This is a genomic window from Macrococcoides bohemicum (genome assembly GCF_003259675.1).
Taxonomy (GTDB): domain Bacteria; phylum Bacillota; class Bacilli; order Staphylococcales; family Staphylococcaceae; genus Macrococcoides; species Macrococcoides bohemicum.
The window spans coordinates 59,994-77,766 of sequence record NZ_PZJG01000009.1; the positions used below are offsets into that span (position 1 = coordinate 59,994).

Consider the following 17,773-nt stretch of genomic DNA (forward strand, 5'->3'; position numbering starts at 1 on the left):
TTTATGTTAAGCTAATTCAACTGGTTGTAAATTCTGTTGCTCGAAATGAGCTCTTTCTTCTCTCGTCATCTTTACAATCTTAAAACCAGTGTAGCCATAAATGATTGAAATAACAGGTACGATAAAGTTTAAAATTGCGTAAGGTGCATATTCAGCTACACTAACGCCAAGCGTTCCTACAATAAATACACCACACGTATTCCAAGGTACAAATACACTTGTTAACGTACCACTGTCCTCTAGACATCGGGATAAATTCTTTGGATGTAAGTTCTTATCAATATATGCGCGTAAATACATACGGCTCGGCACAACGATACTGATATATTGTTCTGAACACGTTGCATTTGTAGCAAAACAACTCACAATTGTTGCAGCAATTAAGCTGCCTGTAGATTTTGCTACTAATAAAATCTTAGAAATAATCGCATTTAACATACCACTAAACTCTAAAATACCACCGAACGTCATCGCTACAATTGTCATCGAGATGGTAAAGAACATCGATTCAAGACCACCCTTATTGAATAATTCAGTAATTAATTCATTTTTCGATTCCATCTTATAACCAGTTTGAAGCGTGTCCATAACAGTCTTCATGTTATCCCCTTGAACAAGTTGCTGTGCACCAGCTCCTAATATAATACCAACAACTAAAGCAGGAACAGCTGGCACTTTTAACGCAACTAAGACGATAACAATTACCGGAATCAATAATAACCAAGGCGAAATGACGAATTGATCCTTCATTGCATCTAATAAAGTATCTATCTTCTTCGTATCCATATGATCACCGGCGAACTGGCGACCAATAAAGAAGTATGCAATTAACGCAATAATGATGCCTGGAATCGTCGTAAAGAACATATGTTTAATATGAACAAATAAATCTGTTCCAGTAAGACCTGATGCTAAGTTTGTTGTATCGCTTAACGGACTCATCTTATCCCCGAAATAACTCCCTGATATTACAGCACCAGCAATCATACCAGCAGGGATGCCCATACTTAAACCAATTCCCATACCAGCAACACCAACCGTTGCCATTGTTGACCAACTTGAACCGATGGCTAATGCTACAATGCCACAAATTAAACAAATCGTAACTAAAAATAAACTTGGAGAAATCAACTTTAACCCGTAATAAATCATCGTAGCAACGACGCCTCCACCAATCCAGGCACCGATAACTAATCCAACCAGGATAATAATGACAATGGCAGGTAAAGCAAGTTTAATCCCTTTGTACATCATCTCTTCAATTTCTTCCCATGTAAAGCCATGTTGATGTGCAACAATTGCTGCAATCGCAGTACCGATCATCAATGGAATATGTGGCGCTTGCTCTAACACAACAACTGTAAATAACATACTCGCAATCATGAAGACAAGCGGTACGAGTGCCCACCAAACATTTATTTCTTTCTTTTGTTTTAATTTATTATTCATACCCTTTAATATCCTCCCACCAATGTTGAAATCGTTTACATTAATAGTTTAATGGAATAAAGATGAAAAATCTACACTAATTTTCGAAATACTTAAATTATTTAAAAATCTAAAAAAGAGACATGTTGCAACCAACATGTCTCTAAAAATATTTTCGAATAAATTAATACATATGCTTGCTAACAAAACGTCCCGTATAGCCATACAATGACTCTGCTCCACTATATTCAACCTTACCTAGACGTGTATCATCTCCACCGTAAAGGTCATATCCATATGTGCGTCGTCCATACACACTTAATTTACTATCAAATAACGGAGAACCTGATGCCCCTGCTCTGAATTTATCTTTCAATACAAATAAGGAGAAGTATTAAAAAGAGTAACCGTAAAATTTTTACTTAAACAAAATGAAGATAAGAACAAAAGTGGATTTTTATAATAAGGAAATTTTACATCTAATTGTCTATAGAAAATAAAAGAAAGTAATTAGCATTAATTAATTTCATGCTTAATCACTTTCTTCTGATTTCGTTTTGTCGATGATCATCGCCACTACCGTTAAAGTACCGATGATCAGAGAAGATACAATTGCATTATTTGGCCCTATAGCGAATAAGGTCAGTTGTGCTAATAACTGTTCCATACATTGTTCGCTCCTTTTCATCGTGTAATATACAATCAATATTTATCTTATTATAGCTTCTATTATCTGAAAATTCAAACACATAAATGTAACATTTTTATTACAAAAATTCATAAAAAAAGTAACACACACTCAATCGAGTGCGTGTTACTTAAAAATATAAACTTAGTTATTAATCCAGACGTCTCTGAAATAACTGATAAGTTCATTATTATTTACGACGAGAACCGAATAATGCAGCTCCACCTAATAACGCTAATACTGAAGCAACTGCTCCACCGTTATCTTTTTCACCTTTATCAGGTAATACTGTTTTACCAATTTCAGCTGGTTTAACAGTTTCACCTGGAGCTGGAGTTCCAACGCCATAGTAACCTTGGTCTACATTATAATTAGAAGCACCTTTTAAGTTTACGATAACGTCAGTTGGTCCATCTGAATCAATTGCTTCTGAAACATCATTATCGATGTTCGCAATAACTGGTGACCAGTCTAATGGATTATGGAAGTTAACGATGTATTGACCATCTGATAAACCATGGAATGCATAGTTACCATTTGCATCTGTTGTTGTTTCAGCGATAAAGTTTCCAGCATAGTCACGAATAGATACACGTAATCCTGCTACTGGGTTTTCACCTTGATCATATAAGTTGTTACGGTTTGCATCCCACCATACGTGGTCTCCGATTGATAAATTACCTTGTGATGGTGCTGGTTTAACTTCTCCACCATTACCTGGTGCTGGAGCTGGTGTAGCTTCTCCACCTTGTACTGGTTTAGAACCTTGTCCATTTAAAGGAATGAAACCAGTGTCTAAAGTAGTGATGTTAGCTCCGTTAATATCAACTAATACGTCAACTGGTCCGTCTGAATCTACATCTTCAGAACCGATATTTGCTACATCATTTTCATATCCTGCAGGTACTTCGAAGTTAACTACGTAAGTACCATTTTTTAAACCTGAGAATGTGTAGTTACCATTCGCATCTGTTGTTGTTGTTGCAACGTGGTTACCTGCATAATCACGGATTGTAACTGTTAATCCAGCAAGACCTGTGTCTCCTGCATCTTGAACTTAGTTACCGTTGTTATCTGAGTAAACACGATCTCCTAAAGAATATGTTGCTTCTACGGCGTCAGCTTGTTGACCAGCGCCTAGGAACAATAATGAACCTACTACTACTGATGCTGTTCCTACTGTGAACTTTCTAATACCATACTTGTTCATAAAAATCCTCCTCTTTATCTCTTAATTATTCAAATTGTCAATTCGCCATAATAATCAGATTATGACTTATTATTATTTTAATACTATTATTTTACAATGTCACACTTACATGCATTTAACATACAACTAAGTTATCAACAATTTTGTATAAAAATACATTATTTTTGTATATTTATATTTTATATTGTATCATACATTTTTTAGCAATTACCATACATCTATTATTTATAAGTGTTTCCTTGCTATTTATATAATAAAATATATTTTTATATACAAAATAATGTATATTCTTATCCGCAATTGATAGTTCGTTTGAATTGTGACAATTTTGTGACAAGATGCTTTATATAATATTTACTCTTGTATTTATTATAATTTTTAAAATTTAGTTATCGTTGAAACTAAAAGCATTAATGTTATCTGGAATATTCAATTTTATTTCAGAATTGCACTTCCGAAATCTATAATTCCATATTGGTTTATATCTATGTGCAGAATTGCTGATGTATAAACAAATCGTTTTTCATTGATTAATACATTCGAATAATAATAATTATCCTCTAGATCTTTAATGTGGCTTATCGCTTCATCTTCTAATAAAATGAAAATTGTCAAATTGAAAATTTTTACAAAATTATTAAAAAGGTTCTTTATTGATATACTATTCTTTGAACTTTCCACATAACAATAAATCATATAACATAAATTGGTTGCTTTTTATGTATTGACTCAGTCATCCATAGGATATCTACGTCAAGATCATCCGTATGTTGTTCGTTATATTGCTCTTGTTTTATACAGACTAACTCAATACAAATTCTATTTTTATTAATCTGTTTAATAATGTGTTTAAATATTACTTCACTGAATTCATCAATAAGTTTGTGGATATTCCCCCTTTTTATTTTTTTATCTAGTATCTTCGCCATCCATTTAAAGTATTTATCGTTTTTAAGGAAATATTCGTATAGGTAACTTTGCAATGATTGAAATGTCATTCTTCTTTCATCAAAATTGAGCGTTGATTTTGGATTCATCAATAACATTCGATGGTTGAGATAAACGCTTTTATACTTGCTGGTGTTATACTTGCTGGTGTCATACTTATCAGATGAAATATATTCAGAAAAACACTTTTTATTTTCTATAAAATACATGCTCTCTACTTCTACAAGACGTTTAAAGTATTGGTTTACTTGCAAAATAATTTCATGCTCTTTCTTAGATTTGACAAAATATGGTTCGGTACCAACAATTTCATCATCTTCTTCGCGATATATAGCACTAAAAGGCTTAGAAAGTAAGTATTTAATATGTTCATTCTTTTTATTTACTGTAATAGATAATTGAAAATCATCTATTACATCAATATTGATAACATCATTGTTCCGTCAGTATCAAAAACGGTCTTTTCAACAGTACCATCTGCTATTGTCAATTCAACAACTTGGCCTGCTGTTGCGAAACCTGTCAGTTCTGTATTATCAGCATTCAATTCAAGATTTACTGCTTTCTCTGGTAATATTGATTCTGATATTACACTGTCAGTTATCGGTGATTCAGTTGTAGCCTCTTCTGTTGTAGCTGTTTCTGTCGGCGCTTCTGTTGCCAGTGTTTCCTTCGTAGTTTCTTCTGCTTCAGCACTATTGCCCAGAAAAATTAAAGTTCCCACTAATATTGATGCTGTACCTACCGTAAATTTAAGTATCGAATACTTATTCAATTTGTTCAGCAAAAAGTCGTGTTTTTCATGTGTTTCCTCCAAATATAACCTTCTTTAAAGGTGGTTGATTAATATTAGTTATTATAGCATGATTATATTAATTTTTAGTTTATTTTTACATCATAGAAATTACAGAGTTTTATATTCATAATAATTAAATAGGAGTCATTTTTAATAACAAATATATAATAATTATTGAGATGTACTATTACTACCTTCCATCTTAAAAAAACACCTCAAAAGTTAGATTTCAAGTCTAACTTTTAGGGTGCCTTTCATTTACATCTTTAAATATTATCTTGTTTTAAATGTTAACAAAATATTTGTTTATTATGAAAAATAGTTAATACTAAAGTATTTTTTGTTTCAATTAACTATTTTTATCAAAAACAGCTCTAAATTCTTCTTTTTCAATTTCATTTGCTTGTAGTTTTTGTTGTCTTAATAATATTTCTTTATCTCTTTTTGTCAAATTAAGCAATCTAATCAATTCTTCAGGATTTGATTGGCTGATGAGTAGTTCATTTCCAGTAAATGTAGGATTATGCGCAGTTTCTTTATAACCCATTATTAATAAATCATAGTCAAAAGCACTGCGAACAGCATTTAAAATTTCATTGCCTTGATTAATATCTAAATAAATATCTGTATTTTCATAAATTTTTCTTGCTACCTTTAAATCAACTGAAGGGAATAATCTGACATTCTTATATTTCCCAAGGTCCATTAATTTTGATGACATTTCTGTTATCGCAATTATATTAAAGGTATAACTCGGACTACTTTGAATGATTTTTTCAATATGCGGAAACTGATCTGAATTTGTAACTGTTAATACATTTTTACTAAATGTATTCTTTCTATGGTATCTATACAAGTAACCTGCCCTCTTAATCTTACTTTTAACATTATTCGCAGCAAGAGCTATAATTTTATTATACTCTTCTTCGTCAGGAACAATTACTTTTATAGATTCCAAAGCATCACTTTCGAGTATGTATTGCATATTTCCAGGTAACTCCTGATGTATACGTTCCTGCCAGAATAAATAGCCTTTTATAGATTGCTTCCTATTAATAAGAGCTAATAATGGTGTTGCTAATGAATTAAAAACAACATCAGTTGTATCGAAATCCAATCTTTCTAAGCTAAATGCTGTAAATTCATTCTTATCATTAAATATATATTCTCTATTATCTAAATAAAGCATAATTGACTTTGTAATATAATTTTCATATATTATAATTTCATTTTGCTGGTTGAAAAATGTTTTGAAAATTGGGTTTCCTTGTTCACTATTTACAGTGCGTGCAAATAATATACCGTGCTTTGTATAATGATCAATCGAACGTATTATCCCATTTTCATTTAACCACTCAACTTGCTGTACAATTCTTGAAAGATAATTTTTTTTATATTTGATATTTGCTCTAATTTTGCCATTATCATTGATGGTTGCCTGTTCATTAGATCCTTCTATTTCCCAGTATTTAGGTATTTTTACCCTATTAAAATAAAGTGGTTTATCAGTTTTTTTAGGTGCATATTTTGAAAACAGCTTATATGGCGTTATTATTTCATCTGGTAGAAAGCCATCATCTTCTATTACGAAGGTTGACAGATTCATGTTAGCAATTTTCAAAGAACTATAAAGTTTTCTTGCTGGAGTGTTGAAGTGCTCAAATAATGTTATCATTCACTGACCTCCTCAAATAAATTTAGCCATCTTTGTTTTATATATCGTTTTTTATATGGTTCAGCTATTTGATAGGAAACTTTAGATACATTTTTCAAGTCCATTTTATAAAATTCAATAATTTTATCAGCAATACGATCAGTTATCTGATCGATTGAATCTTCAGTGATTTTTACTGGAATCAGAAAACCATTTTCACCATCTTTAATAAATGTTGGATTCCCATAATTGACATCAAATCCTATCATCCCTAATCCTGATCCTACCGCTTCCATTAAAGTTAAGCCAAATCCTTCACTCTGTGAAGCAGATAAAAATAATTCATAATTTTTGTAAACATCCTTTAAATCTACATGACCCTTTAGATGAATATAATCATTCGCTTGAAACTCATTAATAATATCTTGTATCTTACTCTTTTCACCGCCATCACCATAAATATCAAAATTCAAATCTGGCAAAATTTTTCTCGCTTTGATTACCGCTTTGACTAACCAGTCTACATGTTTTTCATTTGCTAGTCTTGATGCTGTAATTACAGAAAATTGTTTACGTGTTGCCTTAGGTTTAACCAGTTTATCTAAAGCACCGACCGGAATTGTCTTTATAAGCGGATTCTTACTACAGTAATATTCAAATTGTTCAGATAACAATTCTCTTTGACGATCCGTGGCTGTTATAAAGAAATCTATTTCATCAGCTTGTGCAAATTGATACTCATAATAATTATTCCACAATATTGTATTATCATTTGTTGCATTCTTACTATAATGCTCTGCATGTATTACAACACCTATTTTACAATCTCCTTTATTTTCTAATATGGATTGACCAATCTTAGTCACACGATCGATAATTAAAATGTCATCTTGAGTTAAATTTAGTTTACGTATAAAATATGAAACAAATTCACGCTTACCATATATTGGTTCATCATCTATAATAAAGATATTTGTATCCTGATCTTCATTAATATATTCTTCATAAGCAACTGATCCGTCTTCGTTATAATATTGCCTCATATAAGCTTTAGCTTTATTATCAAAGGGTGCATAAAACTCTGATAAGGTGCGCACATATGAATAAAAATCTTTGCGAATCAACATCCCATTAGATACAAATTCTGCTCTATCAACGATATCTTTATTTTCTTCTTTCAAATAGCAAGTTACGAATGTTTGATTATTTTTAAAGAAAATCCTGCGTATTTTATTATTATTTTCTTCTTTTATTACTTCATGATTTAATTGTTGAATAATATCTTCTACTGTTACTGAAGTAGGTGCAATCTTAATATCAGTAAAATATTGATAAAGCCAAATAATTTCATTATCTTTGAAGCCAAGATTACTCGTTAAAGTTTGGATATTTTCATTTTGAATAAAATCCAGAAATACAAATTTTAAATTTTTTTTTATTGTGCGTAATAGTTTTGCACGATAACTTTGTGCATATTCTACGCCACTGCTTGCCCAGCCAATACCAAAATTTATATTATAAATTGTCATGATTACCTCCTAAGGATTGACTATAAGTTTTATCGTTCATGTCTCATTTTTTACGAGTATTAGCTCAAACACTTGTAAAGCACTATCTCGTTTTCAGTAAAAATAAATATTAAAACTAGATTGAGACAATCCCATCAATACTTTTTTATGGAAAATGAATAACCAGGTTCCCTTTTTTATCATAATCTTTCATGCTCAGACAAAGATTTCTAACCATCCTTCTCTTTGCTTCAGAAGTCATCATAGAATATGATTCCAGCGCCGTTCTATGATATTCAAATATGACATTTCTTCTTCCGAGTTGTCTACTACTAATACTATTTTTAAGTTGTTGTAAATAGTCAACCTGATCTATCCAACTGCTATCTATTGCTTTCAAAATACATTTTTGTAAAAAGTGGATATAAAAATGTTCATCAGTAAACTGCATTTTATTTTTTTCCAATGCTTGTTCAAAAAGCATCGTTAAATAATCTATTAAAAGTGAAGGTGATTGCTTTACTTCATTAGGTATATCTTCCTCAAATTGAAAACTAATATTTTTATAAATATATTGTTTTATTTCACGATCTGTCAGAGGGTATTCAGTGTAAACATATCGTGTAAATACATCATGTGCCAGTTGTGTGAAGTCAAATCTTTCAAACGACTTAGCTTCAAGTATTTTATTACGTTCTTTATAAATCATTAAACGTTGTACACTGACACTTTGATCAAACTCATTGTTGATTTGGCGATTTAACATTCCATGCTCTTCAGATACAATTTGTGCACGTTCAACTATTTTTTTTATTTTTCGTGCAAGTAATCTACTTTCTTCTACTTGATTCGTATTCATATTTTTTATATATTGATTCTCAATTAATTTATTATTACTCCAGCGCTTAACGATATAATCTTCTAAAGAAATATATATTTGTGAGCTGCCCGGATCACCTTGTCTTCCTGAACGACCTCTTAGCTGTCTATCAATACGGCTGTTTTCCATATGTTCACTAATAATTACAGCTAAGCCTCCTAAAGCTTCTACACCTTTTTCAAGTTTAATATCAGTTCCTCTTCCAGCCATGCTGGTTGCAACTGTTACACTATGAAGATATCCTGCCTCTGAAATCATTTGTGCTTCTTTGGCAACATTTTGAGCAATCAATAAGTTATTGGGTATCTCTAATTCATATAAACATTTCGAAAAATATTCAGCATCATCTGCTGTTCTAGTTATCAATAATATTGGTCTAGAAGTTTGATGGATTTCAACTACCTTTTCTATTATTGCCTTGTCTTTATCCTCTTTCGTTATAAATACACGATCATCATAATCGACACGCTGAATTGGTTTGGCTGTCGGAATTTGTATAACTAATTTTCCGTATAATTCAAAAAACTCTTTTTCTCCCAGTTTACTTGTTGCACTCATTCCTGAAAAAGCATTAAATTGTTTAAATAAGTTTTGAAATGTTATCGTAGCCAGTACACTCTTACCCTCAGAGATTTCTACCAGCTCTTTCGCTTCAATTGCTTGATGTAAGCCAGCTTGAAGTTTAGTTCCTTCAAGCAATCGCCCTGATATTCTATCAATTAGAACTATCTCTCCATCAATAATATAGTAATCTTGATTCATATCGAATAAATATTTTGCACGTAATGCTAAATTAATATTTCTTACGAGAGATGATAATCCGGGTTGATAAATACTTTTCACATCAAAGTATTGATTAGCCATTGCTACCCCTTCATCTGTTAGCCATATCTCTTGTTTCTTGGAATTTAAAAAAAAGTGAACATCCTCTTCTAAGGTATCAACAAATGACTTCACAACATTAAACATATTTGATTGTACACGAGGTGCCCCGCTTATAACTAATGGTGTTTGAGCTGCATCTAATATTATTGAATCAACTTCATCAATTATGGCGAAGTTCAAATTTTTCTGAAATTTACCTTCTAATGAATCTGCTAAATTATCAATCAAATAATCAAATCCAATTCGACCATTTGTTGAGTATATAATATCAGCATCATATAATAACTTTTTCTCACCCTTTTTATATTCATAACCTGGTTTATCAACAAACCCTAGAGAAACTGTCAAACCTAACCATTCATATAATGGTTTCATATCTTCATAGTCTCTTCGTGCTAAATAATCGTTTGTCGTAATTAAATAGGCTCCTCTTGAGGTCAAACCATTCAAATACAAAGGTAATGTAGCCGTTAGTGTTTTTCCTTCACCAGTTTGCATTTCAGCAATATTTCCCTGATGGAGTACAATCGCTCCTATGAGCTGTACTTCTTTCGGAAACATTCCTAAAACACGTCTACTTGCCTCTCTAACTGTTGCATAGCTTTCAACGAGCAATTGATCTAAAGTAGCTCCTGTTTTAAGTCTCTTTCTAAACTCATCTGTTTTAGATTTTAATTGCTCATCTGTTAAAACTTTATATTCATCTTCTAGCATAGTAATTTCTTTTAAAATCCTTTTGATACTTTTTATGCGCACCTTATTAATACTTTCATCTATATTAATCAATTTATAACACCTCATTTGACCATCTATTATAAATATCTATGGCATTCGACATATCCATTAATAATTGTTGATGTGTTAAAGTAATACAATCGAATTTTAATTGATTAACCGAGGCACTCATCATCTTTATTTGATAATAATCAGCATTTTCAGGATAAACGAAATCCACTTCTTTATCCTGAACAATCAACGTTTCAATTATTTCATCATTTTTTTTGTAAAATTCAATTACAAAATATATTCCGTTCTCAGGTTTACACTCATATTTAAATTGAACTGTATAGTATTCATTTCTAGATAGTAAAGGTAATGAAGGATGAATTCTATTATTATAGAAACTTGTCTTCATTCTCCATAAATGAATAGTAATACCTGCAGGAATTTGAAAATTTTCAAATTCTACACATCGATTAACAAACTTAAGTTTTGTACCATACAAAAAGGTTATTTTGTCGATATTATTCCAGTAAATATTATATATATTATTCATTATTTACTTCTCCCAAACTTCATTTCTAGCAAAATTCTATAAAAATTAATAAACCAATTATTAATTGTTGGTGAATCATCATTATGTCTCCCAGGTACACCTCTGGATAGAACACGTGCTCTATTTTCACTTAAAACATCTAACAATTCGTTGAAAGCGTATAAGTCATAATCATCATCTTCCATATAACAAATTGCAAAAGTTGTACGACTAATATCATTTTTATTAAAAGTATCCCAAAACTTTTGATTTAATCGTAAAACATGTTCATCTGTATTACCACCCGTTACTTCTAGTAATACATCTAATGATGTGCCAAATTCTTCAGGTCGTAGTAACTTCATATTTTGTCCGATTGTACCAATGTTTACTAAAGGTTTTCCAACAATTACTGCTGCTGGATTAAGCTTAGCACCATAATAAATTGCACCAAATGAGCCCATAGATAGGCCTGATAGTATAAGATCATCATCTTTAAAACCAAGATAAGCTAACTTATCATTTATTACACTCTGTATTCCTTGCTCATAAGCTTCTGATCCAACATAGAAAGAACCCCCTTCTATTCTCGGATCACCTATCAGAAGAAACGGTGCCCCTAGCTTTTGCATCATAAAATAACCTTCAAAACCTTCTGCAGATCGATATCCACTAAAATAAACATTTAAAGGTGGTTTCATATCTCCTGGGTTAAAAATATAGATGAATTCATTGCGTTCATCGTCTTTAAATATTTCACCACCTAGAAGAAACTTCCCGAATTCTAAGCGTGACCATCTTCTATGGATTGCCCCTAAATATAATTCTCCTGTTCCTTTTGCTTTAACACTGTAAGAAATGAAAGCATCTTCAGGCATACTTTCAATAATGATAGGTTCTTTTAAATGATCTTCATTTACAGTAATCGTTTTGATGATATCATCTACAGTACCACTACTATAGATTCTAAATGTTATTTCAATCGACACATTGCCAACCTTTTTATATTCGGGCCAAATTTCCAATGCTTTTTCTTTTTCGTAGTAAAGCAAATCATCTAACATCGCGATTTGCTGATAATGATTACCAAATTCTCCAGATAACTTTAACCATCGATTACCTAAATATTCATGTTGCTCTTTAAAGTTCGGATGAATTTTAATTTGTCCTGGCCCTTTTTTGTCACCATATTGTCCACTGAAGCATAAGGACTTTACTTTTTCGATAAGTTTTTGTCTATTTTCAGCGGAAATTGGACGAATAAAATATTTTTGCAATTCATCATCATGTATAAAAGATGCGCCATAATACTCCATACTTATATAAGTATTAAATGGTTCAATGATTTTCATTAATAATCTTTTTAACTTTTCCTTATACTCATATTCTACAAATACAAAATTGTACGCTTTTTGTTGTTCAATGAAAGTAAGTACTTCTTCAAAATCAATGGATTCGTTCTCAAAAACTCTACTATCAAGAAAGTCAATCGATATATCTTTTCTATTTATAAATTCATTCTCAATGGATAATTTACCGATATGAAGGATTCTAAATTTCCTCGCCATATGAGCCTCCTTCCAAAAAATAATCAATTGTTTTTATGATATTTAAAGAAGAATATTTCTCAATCAGTTTATATGAATAACTTAACGAAGCATTCCATTGCTTCAAACTTTGTAAATAATCCAAGATGGCATTTGGAAGTTGATTAATATCATTAATAATAAGACCATTCATTCCATCAGCAACATACTCATTTTTAACTTTATTGATTTGAGGGATACCTGAACTGATACTAGCAATCTGAATATATAAATCAGGTTCACTACTTAAATCAACAATAATACGTATTTTAGAAATCAATTTCAATAAATCAACTTCATAAGGAATATATTCAAACTTTATTACTTCTAAGTCTTCTATTGCTTCTTCCAACAAATCTTCTAAATCTTCTTTTTCCAGAAATTTATCATTCACATCACTTACAATCTGTCTTAGTTCCTCTGTTCTACTATGTGAACCTTTTCTGGTTAATAAACTCAACTTGTATTTACCACTTTCCAGCAATATCGGCTGAAGCACCTGAATAATTTTAATAAGTTCTTTATCAGAAATACCATCTATAAAGATACCAATATAATCCAAATAAAGTTGATTACTGATTGATGGCAAGACTTCTGTATCAAACGGAGTAATCCTTAATATATTGGATTGATTTATCTTCGCCAATAATTTATTTTCATTACTTTTAGTATCCACAATAAATTTTGTGTCATGTAATCCTTCAATTAAAAATTCAGCACTGTTTCTTTCTTTGAAAATTGAATATACAATATTTTCATTTGATATAACTGATTCAATTAAATGATTGTGACATTTATTAAATGCAACAATGACAGAATCAACTTGGAAATTCTCAAGATAAGTAGTAAGTTGTTCCTGTATAAGAAATTCGATATTTGTATAATATTTAGATTTAAATTTTTCAAAGTCTTTCCTTACATATACTTCACCGGTCACTAGATTTTCTTCAAGTAAAATATCTCCATCATAGTTCAGATAAAATAATTGCTGTTCTCGTCCATCAACGTATTTAATGATAGACGATAGAAAGCCACGATTGTCAAAAATCCATTTCGATACTTTAACATTATCTATAAATTTCTCCATCCATACCAAATATCCATCTTCATTATAATAAATATTTGTTACTTCATTGTCATTTACAGCTTTAATAATAAATAAAGTATAGATAAATTCTGTACCTTCCGGCCAGTTAAAGTCTCTATAATCCAAAGGTCGAGGTGTGCTCTTCGGAAAACCTTGAATAAAATCAAAAATTGAAAAATATTCACATTCATATAGATGATTACGATGTAAGAATAGCTGAAAGCTCGAATGATATGCTAATTGTATCAAGTGAAAAGGTTGACTATTTTTTTTATGCATATTCATTAAACTTATCATATCATCGAAATCACTCCGATTTTCTTTTTCATAAAATGGCACATTTTTATCGCGCCACCATTGATTCTCTTGATACCATGCCGGTATAAAAAATTTCATATTAACACCCTACCAATATTTATTCATATAACTTTTATAGCGATTGAAATACATGTAATTTCTTATTACATCCATAATATTAATCGAAACATATATCAACATTAAAATTTGAATGGATAAATATATTTCTTTAGATAATTCAGGAACCAATAAAGTAAAGTAGAAAGGTAGTCCAATAATAACCGATATCATAAATGCACTAAATAAGCTAATTCTTTTTGCCTTCTTAGATAAAAATTGGGATGTTTCTTTTCCTGGATTTACTCCCACTATATAATTACCTGTTTTTCGAAATTCTTGCGCTTTTTTCTTGGGATTTAACATTAATAAAGATAAAAGATAAGCAAGAATACCAAGTAATAAAACAAAAAAGGTGATACCTAATGGATGCGTTAAATCCATATATTTTATACTTTCTAATTTATGTTTCGTGAACATGACAATAAACATTTCAATAATTGATTTGATAATGATAAATATAGACATACTCAACATTATTGCTAAACTTCCTCCTGGATTCAATTTCCATGCTAAAAAGTTTTTTTGTATTTTTGAAACATTTAAAATATCTATATAATTTATCCTATACTCTGCACGTTCAATAATAATCAGTAAAATAGCACATAATAAAAGAAGTAAAATAATAATAAACCAAATAAATATTTTTAAATGTATTACCACTGTATGATCACCATAAGCAATAGACTTTATAATACTCATAACAACAATCGGCATTGGACCTGCAATACCGTACATAAAATTTTGATCTGCCAACCAAATTAAAAGCATGCTACCAGCTATAACTACAAGTAATCCAAGAGCCATAATTTCTGCTTTATCCTCACCATTTTTTACATACATACTTAGCAGATGGTAACCTTGAACAATCGAAAGAGCTAATATAAGCAGTTTCTCTTTAATTTGTCTTTCTTTTTTCGTTTGCATAAATACAGCATCAGAATTTCTAAAAGCTAATAAATTAATAATCAGCATGGATGTTAAATATGGTCCAAGACCAAGAGAGAAAAGTGAAACCCTCGAATAATCGCCCCCCATTGCTGCGACACCTATAGTGGTAAACACATCTTTTTTACTATCAATATTTGCAGTAGATAAAATTTCAATGTTACTGCCGATAATATAAATAATCATAATCATCATAGTAAACAAAATACGTCGATAAAGTTGTCGATGTTCTGTATGACGCAAAAATATATTAATTAAGTTTTTCACGCTTAAACCTCTTCATATTTCATTTTTTTATTATTATAGTACAGGCACAAACATACATTATGTTTGTGCCTGTAACTATATATTTAGTTATTTGCTTTCTTCTGGATTTTCATCCTCGTTTTTTTTCTTTCTTCTTAACAAACCTAGACCTGCAAGGAATGCTGCGAAAGCCGGGATTAAAGTTTTATTTGATTCACCTGTGTCAGGTAATGATTCCATAGTCACATTATTATTATGAGTTGCTGAATCATTTTCGTTATTAAACGGTAAAACTTCTTCATCTTCATTAGAGAAGGTTGGAGGTACTGATGTGCTTGTTGAGTCAGATACTGATGTACTTGCTGAATCAGATACTGATGTACTTGCTGAATCAGATACTGATGTACTTAATGAAGTACTATCTGAGATCGATGTTGACGCGCTCTCTGAGTCAGATACAGACGTTGATGTACTCGCTGAATCAGATACTGATGTTGATGTACTTGCTGAATCAGATACTGACGTTGACGCGCTTTCTGAATCAGACACTGATGTTGACGCGCTTTCTGAGTCAGATACTGACGTTGATGTACTTGCTGAATCAGATACTGATGTTGATGTACTTGCTGAATCAGATACTGATGTTGATGTACTTGCTGAATCAGATACTGATGTACTTAATGAAGTACTATCTGAGATCGATGTTGACGCGCTCTCTGAATCAGATACTGATGTACTTGCTGAGTCAGATACTGATGTTGATGTACTTGTTGAGTCAGATACAGACGTTGATGTACTTGCTGAATCAGATACTGATGTTGATGTACTTGCTGAATCAGATACTGACGTTGACGCGCTTTCTGAATCAGACACTGATGTTGACGCGCTTGCTGAATCAGATACTGACGTTGATGTACTTGTTGAATCAGACACTGATGTACTTGTTGAATCAGACACTGATGTACTTGCTGAATCAGATACTGACGTTGATGTACTTGCTGAATCAGATACTGATGTTGATGTACTCGCTGAATCAGATACTGATGTACTTGCTGAGTCAGATACTGATGTTGATGTACTTGTTGAGTCAGATACAGACGTTGATGTACTTGCTGAATCAGATACTGATGTACTTAATGAAGTACTATCTGAGATCGATGTTGACGCGCTTGCTGAGTCAGATACTGATGTACTTGCTGAATCAGATACTGACGCGCTCTCTGAATCAGATACTGATGTTGATGTACTTGTTGAGTCAGATACAGACGTTGATGTACTTGCTGAGTCAGATACTGATGTACTTGCTGAATCAGATACTGACGTTGATGTACTTGTTGAATCAGACACTGATGTTGATGTACTCGCTGAATCAGATACTGATGTACTTAATGAAGTACTATCTGAGATCGATGTTGACGCGCTCTCTGAATCAGATACTGATGTTGATGTACTCGCTGAATCAGATACTGATGTACTTAATGAAGTACTATCTGAGATCGATGTTGACGCGCTCTCTGAATCAGATACTGATGTTGATGTACTTGCTGAATCAGATACTGATGTTGACGCGCTTGCTGAGTCAGATACTGATGTTGATGTACTTGCTGAATCAGATACTGATGTTGACGCGCTTGCTGAGTCAGATACAGACGTTGATGTACTTGCTGAATCAGATACTGATGTTGATGTACTTGTTGAGTCAGATACTGATGTACTTGCTGAGTCAGATACAGACGTTGATGTACTTGCTGAATCAGATACTGACGTTGATGTACTTGTTGAATCAGACACTGATGTTGACGCGCTTGCTGAATCAGATACTGATGTTGACGCGCTTGCTGAGTCAGATACAGACGTTGATGTACTTGTTGAGTCAGATACTGATGTACTTGCTGAGTCAGACACTGATGTTGATGTACTTGCTGAATCAGATACTGACGTTGATGTACTTGCTGAATCAGATACTGACGTTGATGTACTTGTTGAGTCAGATACTGACGTTGATGTACTTGCTGAATCAGATACTGATGTTGATGTACTCGCTGAATCAGATACTGATGTTGATGTACTTGCTGAATCAGATACTGACGTTGACGCGCTTTCTGAATCAGACACTGATGTTGATGTACTTGCTGAATCAGATACTGACGTTGACGCGCTTTCTGAATCAGACACTGATGTTGACGCGCTTGCTGAATCAGATACTGACGTTGATGTACTTGTTGAATCAGACACTGATG

14 protein-coding genes and 3 pseudogenes are annotated in these 17,773 nt (G+C 31.8%); 1 reads left to right on the forward strand and 16 read right to left on the reverse strand.

The annotated features are described in order from the left end of the window. Positions 1 to 6: 6 nt before the first annotated feature. The 16 genes and pseudogenes from nhaC to BHX94_RS13260 form a co-directional block, all read right to left on the reverse strand. Positions 7 to 1,449, reverse strand: a complete 1,443-nt coding sequence (nhaC, locus tag BHX94_RS11690) for a Na+/H+ antiporter NhaC (RefSeq protein WP_111746881.1) — start codon at positions 1,447 to 1,449, stop codon at positions 7 to 9. 163 nt (positions 1,450 to 1,612) lie between these two features. After that, complete coding sequence (locus BHX94_RS12715; protein WP_146606926.1) at positions 1,613 to 1,804, reverse strand: hypothetical protein; 192 nt, start codon at positions 1,802 to 1,804, stop codon at positions 1,613 to 1,615. A 156-nt stretch (positions 1,805 to 1,960) separates the two neighbouring features. After that, positions 1,961 to 2,095, reverse strand: coding sequence for a hypothetical protein (locus BHX94_RS13125; RefSeq protein WP_275068276.1), 135 nt, complete (start codon positions 2,093 to 2,095; stop codon positions 1,961 to 1,963). A gap of 211 nt (positions 2,096 to 2,306) precedes the next feature. Then, complete coding sequence (locus BHX94_RS13240) at positions 2,307 to 3,128, reverse strand: SdrD B-like domain-containing protein (RefSeq protein ID WP_379875188.1); 822 nt, start codon at positions 3,126 to 3,128, stop codon at positions 2,307 to 2,309. A 96-nt stretch (positions 3,129 to 3,224) separates the two neighbouring features. Beyond that, positions 3,225 to 3,326, reverse strand: a pseudogene (locus tag BHX94_RS11700) (YSIRK-type signal peptide-containing protein); the annotation flags it as partial. Between the two features lie 435 nt (positions 3,327 to 3,761). After that, a complete protein-coding gene (locus BHX94_RS12720; protein WP_146606927.1) occupies positions 3,762 to 3,941 on the reverse strand; it encodes a hypothetical protein in 180 nt (59 codons plus the stop codon). 77 nt (positions 3,942 to 4,018) lie between these two features. Next, the gene (locus tag BHX94_RS11705; RefSeq protein WP_146606928.1) at positions 4,019 to 4,528 is read right to left on the reverse strand and encodes a hypothetical protein; all 510 of its coding nucleotides are present in this window, start codon (positions 4,526 to 4,528) and stop codon (positions 4,019 to 4,021) included. 425 nt (positions 4,529 to 4,953) lie between these two features. Then, a pseudogene (locus BHX94_RS13060) lies at positions 4,954 to 5,091 on the reverse strand (YSIRK-type signal peptide-containing protein); the annotation flags it as partial. Between the two features lie 328 nt (positions 5,092 to 5,419). Beyond that, on the reverse strand, positions 5,420 to 6,745 hold the full coding sequence (gtfB, locus tag BHX94_RS11715; RefSeq protein ID WP_111746888.1) for an accessory Sec system glycosylation chaperone GtfB: 1,326 nt from the start codon (positions 6,743 to 6,745) through the stop codon (positions 5,420 to 5,422). Next, positions 6,742 to 8,253 (reverse strand): accessory Sec system glycosyltransferase GtfA, encoded by a 1,512-nt coding sequence (gene gtfA / locus BHX94_RS11720; protein ID WP_111746889.1) that lies wholly within the window; start codon positions 8,251 to 8,253, stop codon positions 6,742 to 6,744. Before gtfA ends, gtfB begins: the two co-directional genes overlap by 4 nt. A 145-nt stretch (positions 8,254 to 8,398) precedes the next feature. Next, entirely contained in the window at positions 8,399 to 10,783 is a 2,385-nt protein-coding gene (gene secA2 / locus BHX94_RS11725) for an accessory Sec system translocase SecA2 (RefSeq protein ID WP_379875184.1), read from the reverse strand. A 1-nt stretch (position 10,784) separates the two neighbouring features. After that, positions 10,785 to 11,273: an accessory Sec system protein Asp3 gene (gene asp3 / locus BHX94_RS11730; protein ID WP_111746894.1), complete on the reverse strand. Its 489-nt coding sequence runs from the start codon at positions 11,271 to 11,273 to the stop codon at positions 10,785 to 10,787. Next, complete coding sequence (gene asp2 / locus BHX94_RS11735; RefSeq protein WP_111746896.1) at positions 11,273 to 12,820, reverse strand: accessory Sec system protein Asp2; 1,548 nt, start codon at positions 12,818 to 12,820, stop codon at positions 11,273 to 11,275. The genes asp3 and asp2 overlap by 1 nt, the downstream gene beginning before the upstream one ends. Then, positions 12,804 to 14,321 (reverse strand): accessory Sec system protein Asp1, encoded by a 1,518-nt coding sequence (gene asp1, locus BHX94_RS11740; protein WP_111746898.1) that lies wholly within the window; start codon positions 14,319 to 14,321, stop codon positions 12,804 to 12,806. The genes asp2 and asp1 overlap by 17 nt, the downstream gene beginning before the upstream one ends. Positions 14,322 to 14,330: 9 nt before the next feature. Next, entirely contained in the window at positions 14,331 to 15,554 is a 1,224-nt protein-coding gene (gene secY2 / locus BHX94_RS11745) for an accessory Sec system protein translocase subunit SecY2 (protein WP_111746900.1), read from the reverse strand. A gap of 87 nt (positions 15,555 to 15,641) precedes the next feature. Then, positions 15,642 to 15,773 carry an LPXTG cell wall anchor domain-containing protein gene (locus tag BHX94_RS13260; protein ID WP_203546578.1) on the reverse strand — a complete coding sequence of 44 codons (132 nt, stop codon included), beginning with the start codon at positions 15,771 to 15,773 and terminating at the stop codon, positions 15,642 to 15,644. Between the two features lie 91 nt (positions 15,774 to 15,864). Here BHX94_RS13260 and BHX94_RS13265 point away from each other — a divergent pair. Continuing rightward, positions 15,865 to 17,773, forward strand: a pseudogene (locus BHX94_RS13265) (hypothetical protein); the annotation flags it as partial.

Excerpts from the sequence above, each read along its gene's own strand:
- nhaC (WP_111746881.1), bottom strand. The coding sequence starts at position 1,449 with ATGAATAATAAATTAAAACAAAAGAAAGAAATAAATGTTTGGTGGGCA.
- BHX94_RS13125 (WP_275068276.1), bottom strand. The coding sequence starts at position 2,095 with ATGGAACAGTTATTAGCACAACTGACCTTATTCGCTATAGGGCCAAAT.
- gtfB (WP_111746888.1), bottom strand. The coding sequence starts at position 6,745 with ATGATAACATTATTTGAGCACTTCAACACTCCAGCAAGAAAACTTTAT.
- gtfA (WP_111746889.1), bottom strand. The coding sequence starts at position 8,253 with ATGACAATTTATAATATAAATTTTGGTATTGGCTGGGCAAGCAGTGGC.
- asp3 (WP_111746894.1), bottom strand. The coding sequence starts at position 11,273 with ATGAATAATATATATAATATTTACTGGAATAATATCGACAAAATAACC.
- asp2 (WP_111746896.1), bottom strand. The coding sequence starts at position 12,820 with ATGGCGAGGAAATTTAGAATCCTTCATATCGGTAAATTATCCATTGAG.
- asp1 (WP_111746898.1), bottom strand. The coding sequence starts at position 14,321 with ATGAAATTTTTTATACCGGCATGGTATCAAGAGAATCAATGGTGGCGC.
- BHX94_RS13260 (WP_203546578.1), bottom strand. The coding sequence starts at position 15,773 with ATGGAATCATTACCTGACACAGGTGAATCAAATAAAACTTTAATCCCG.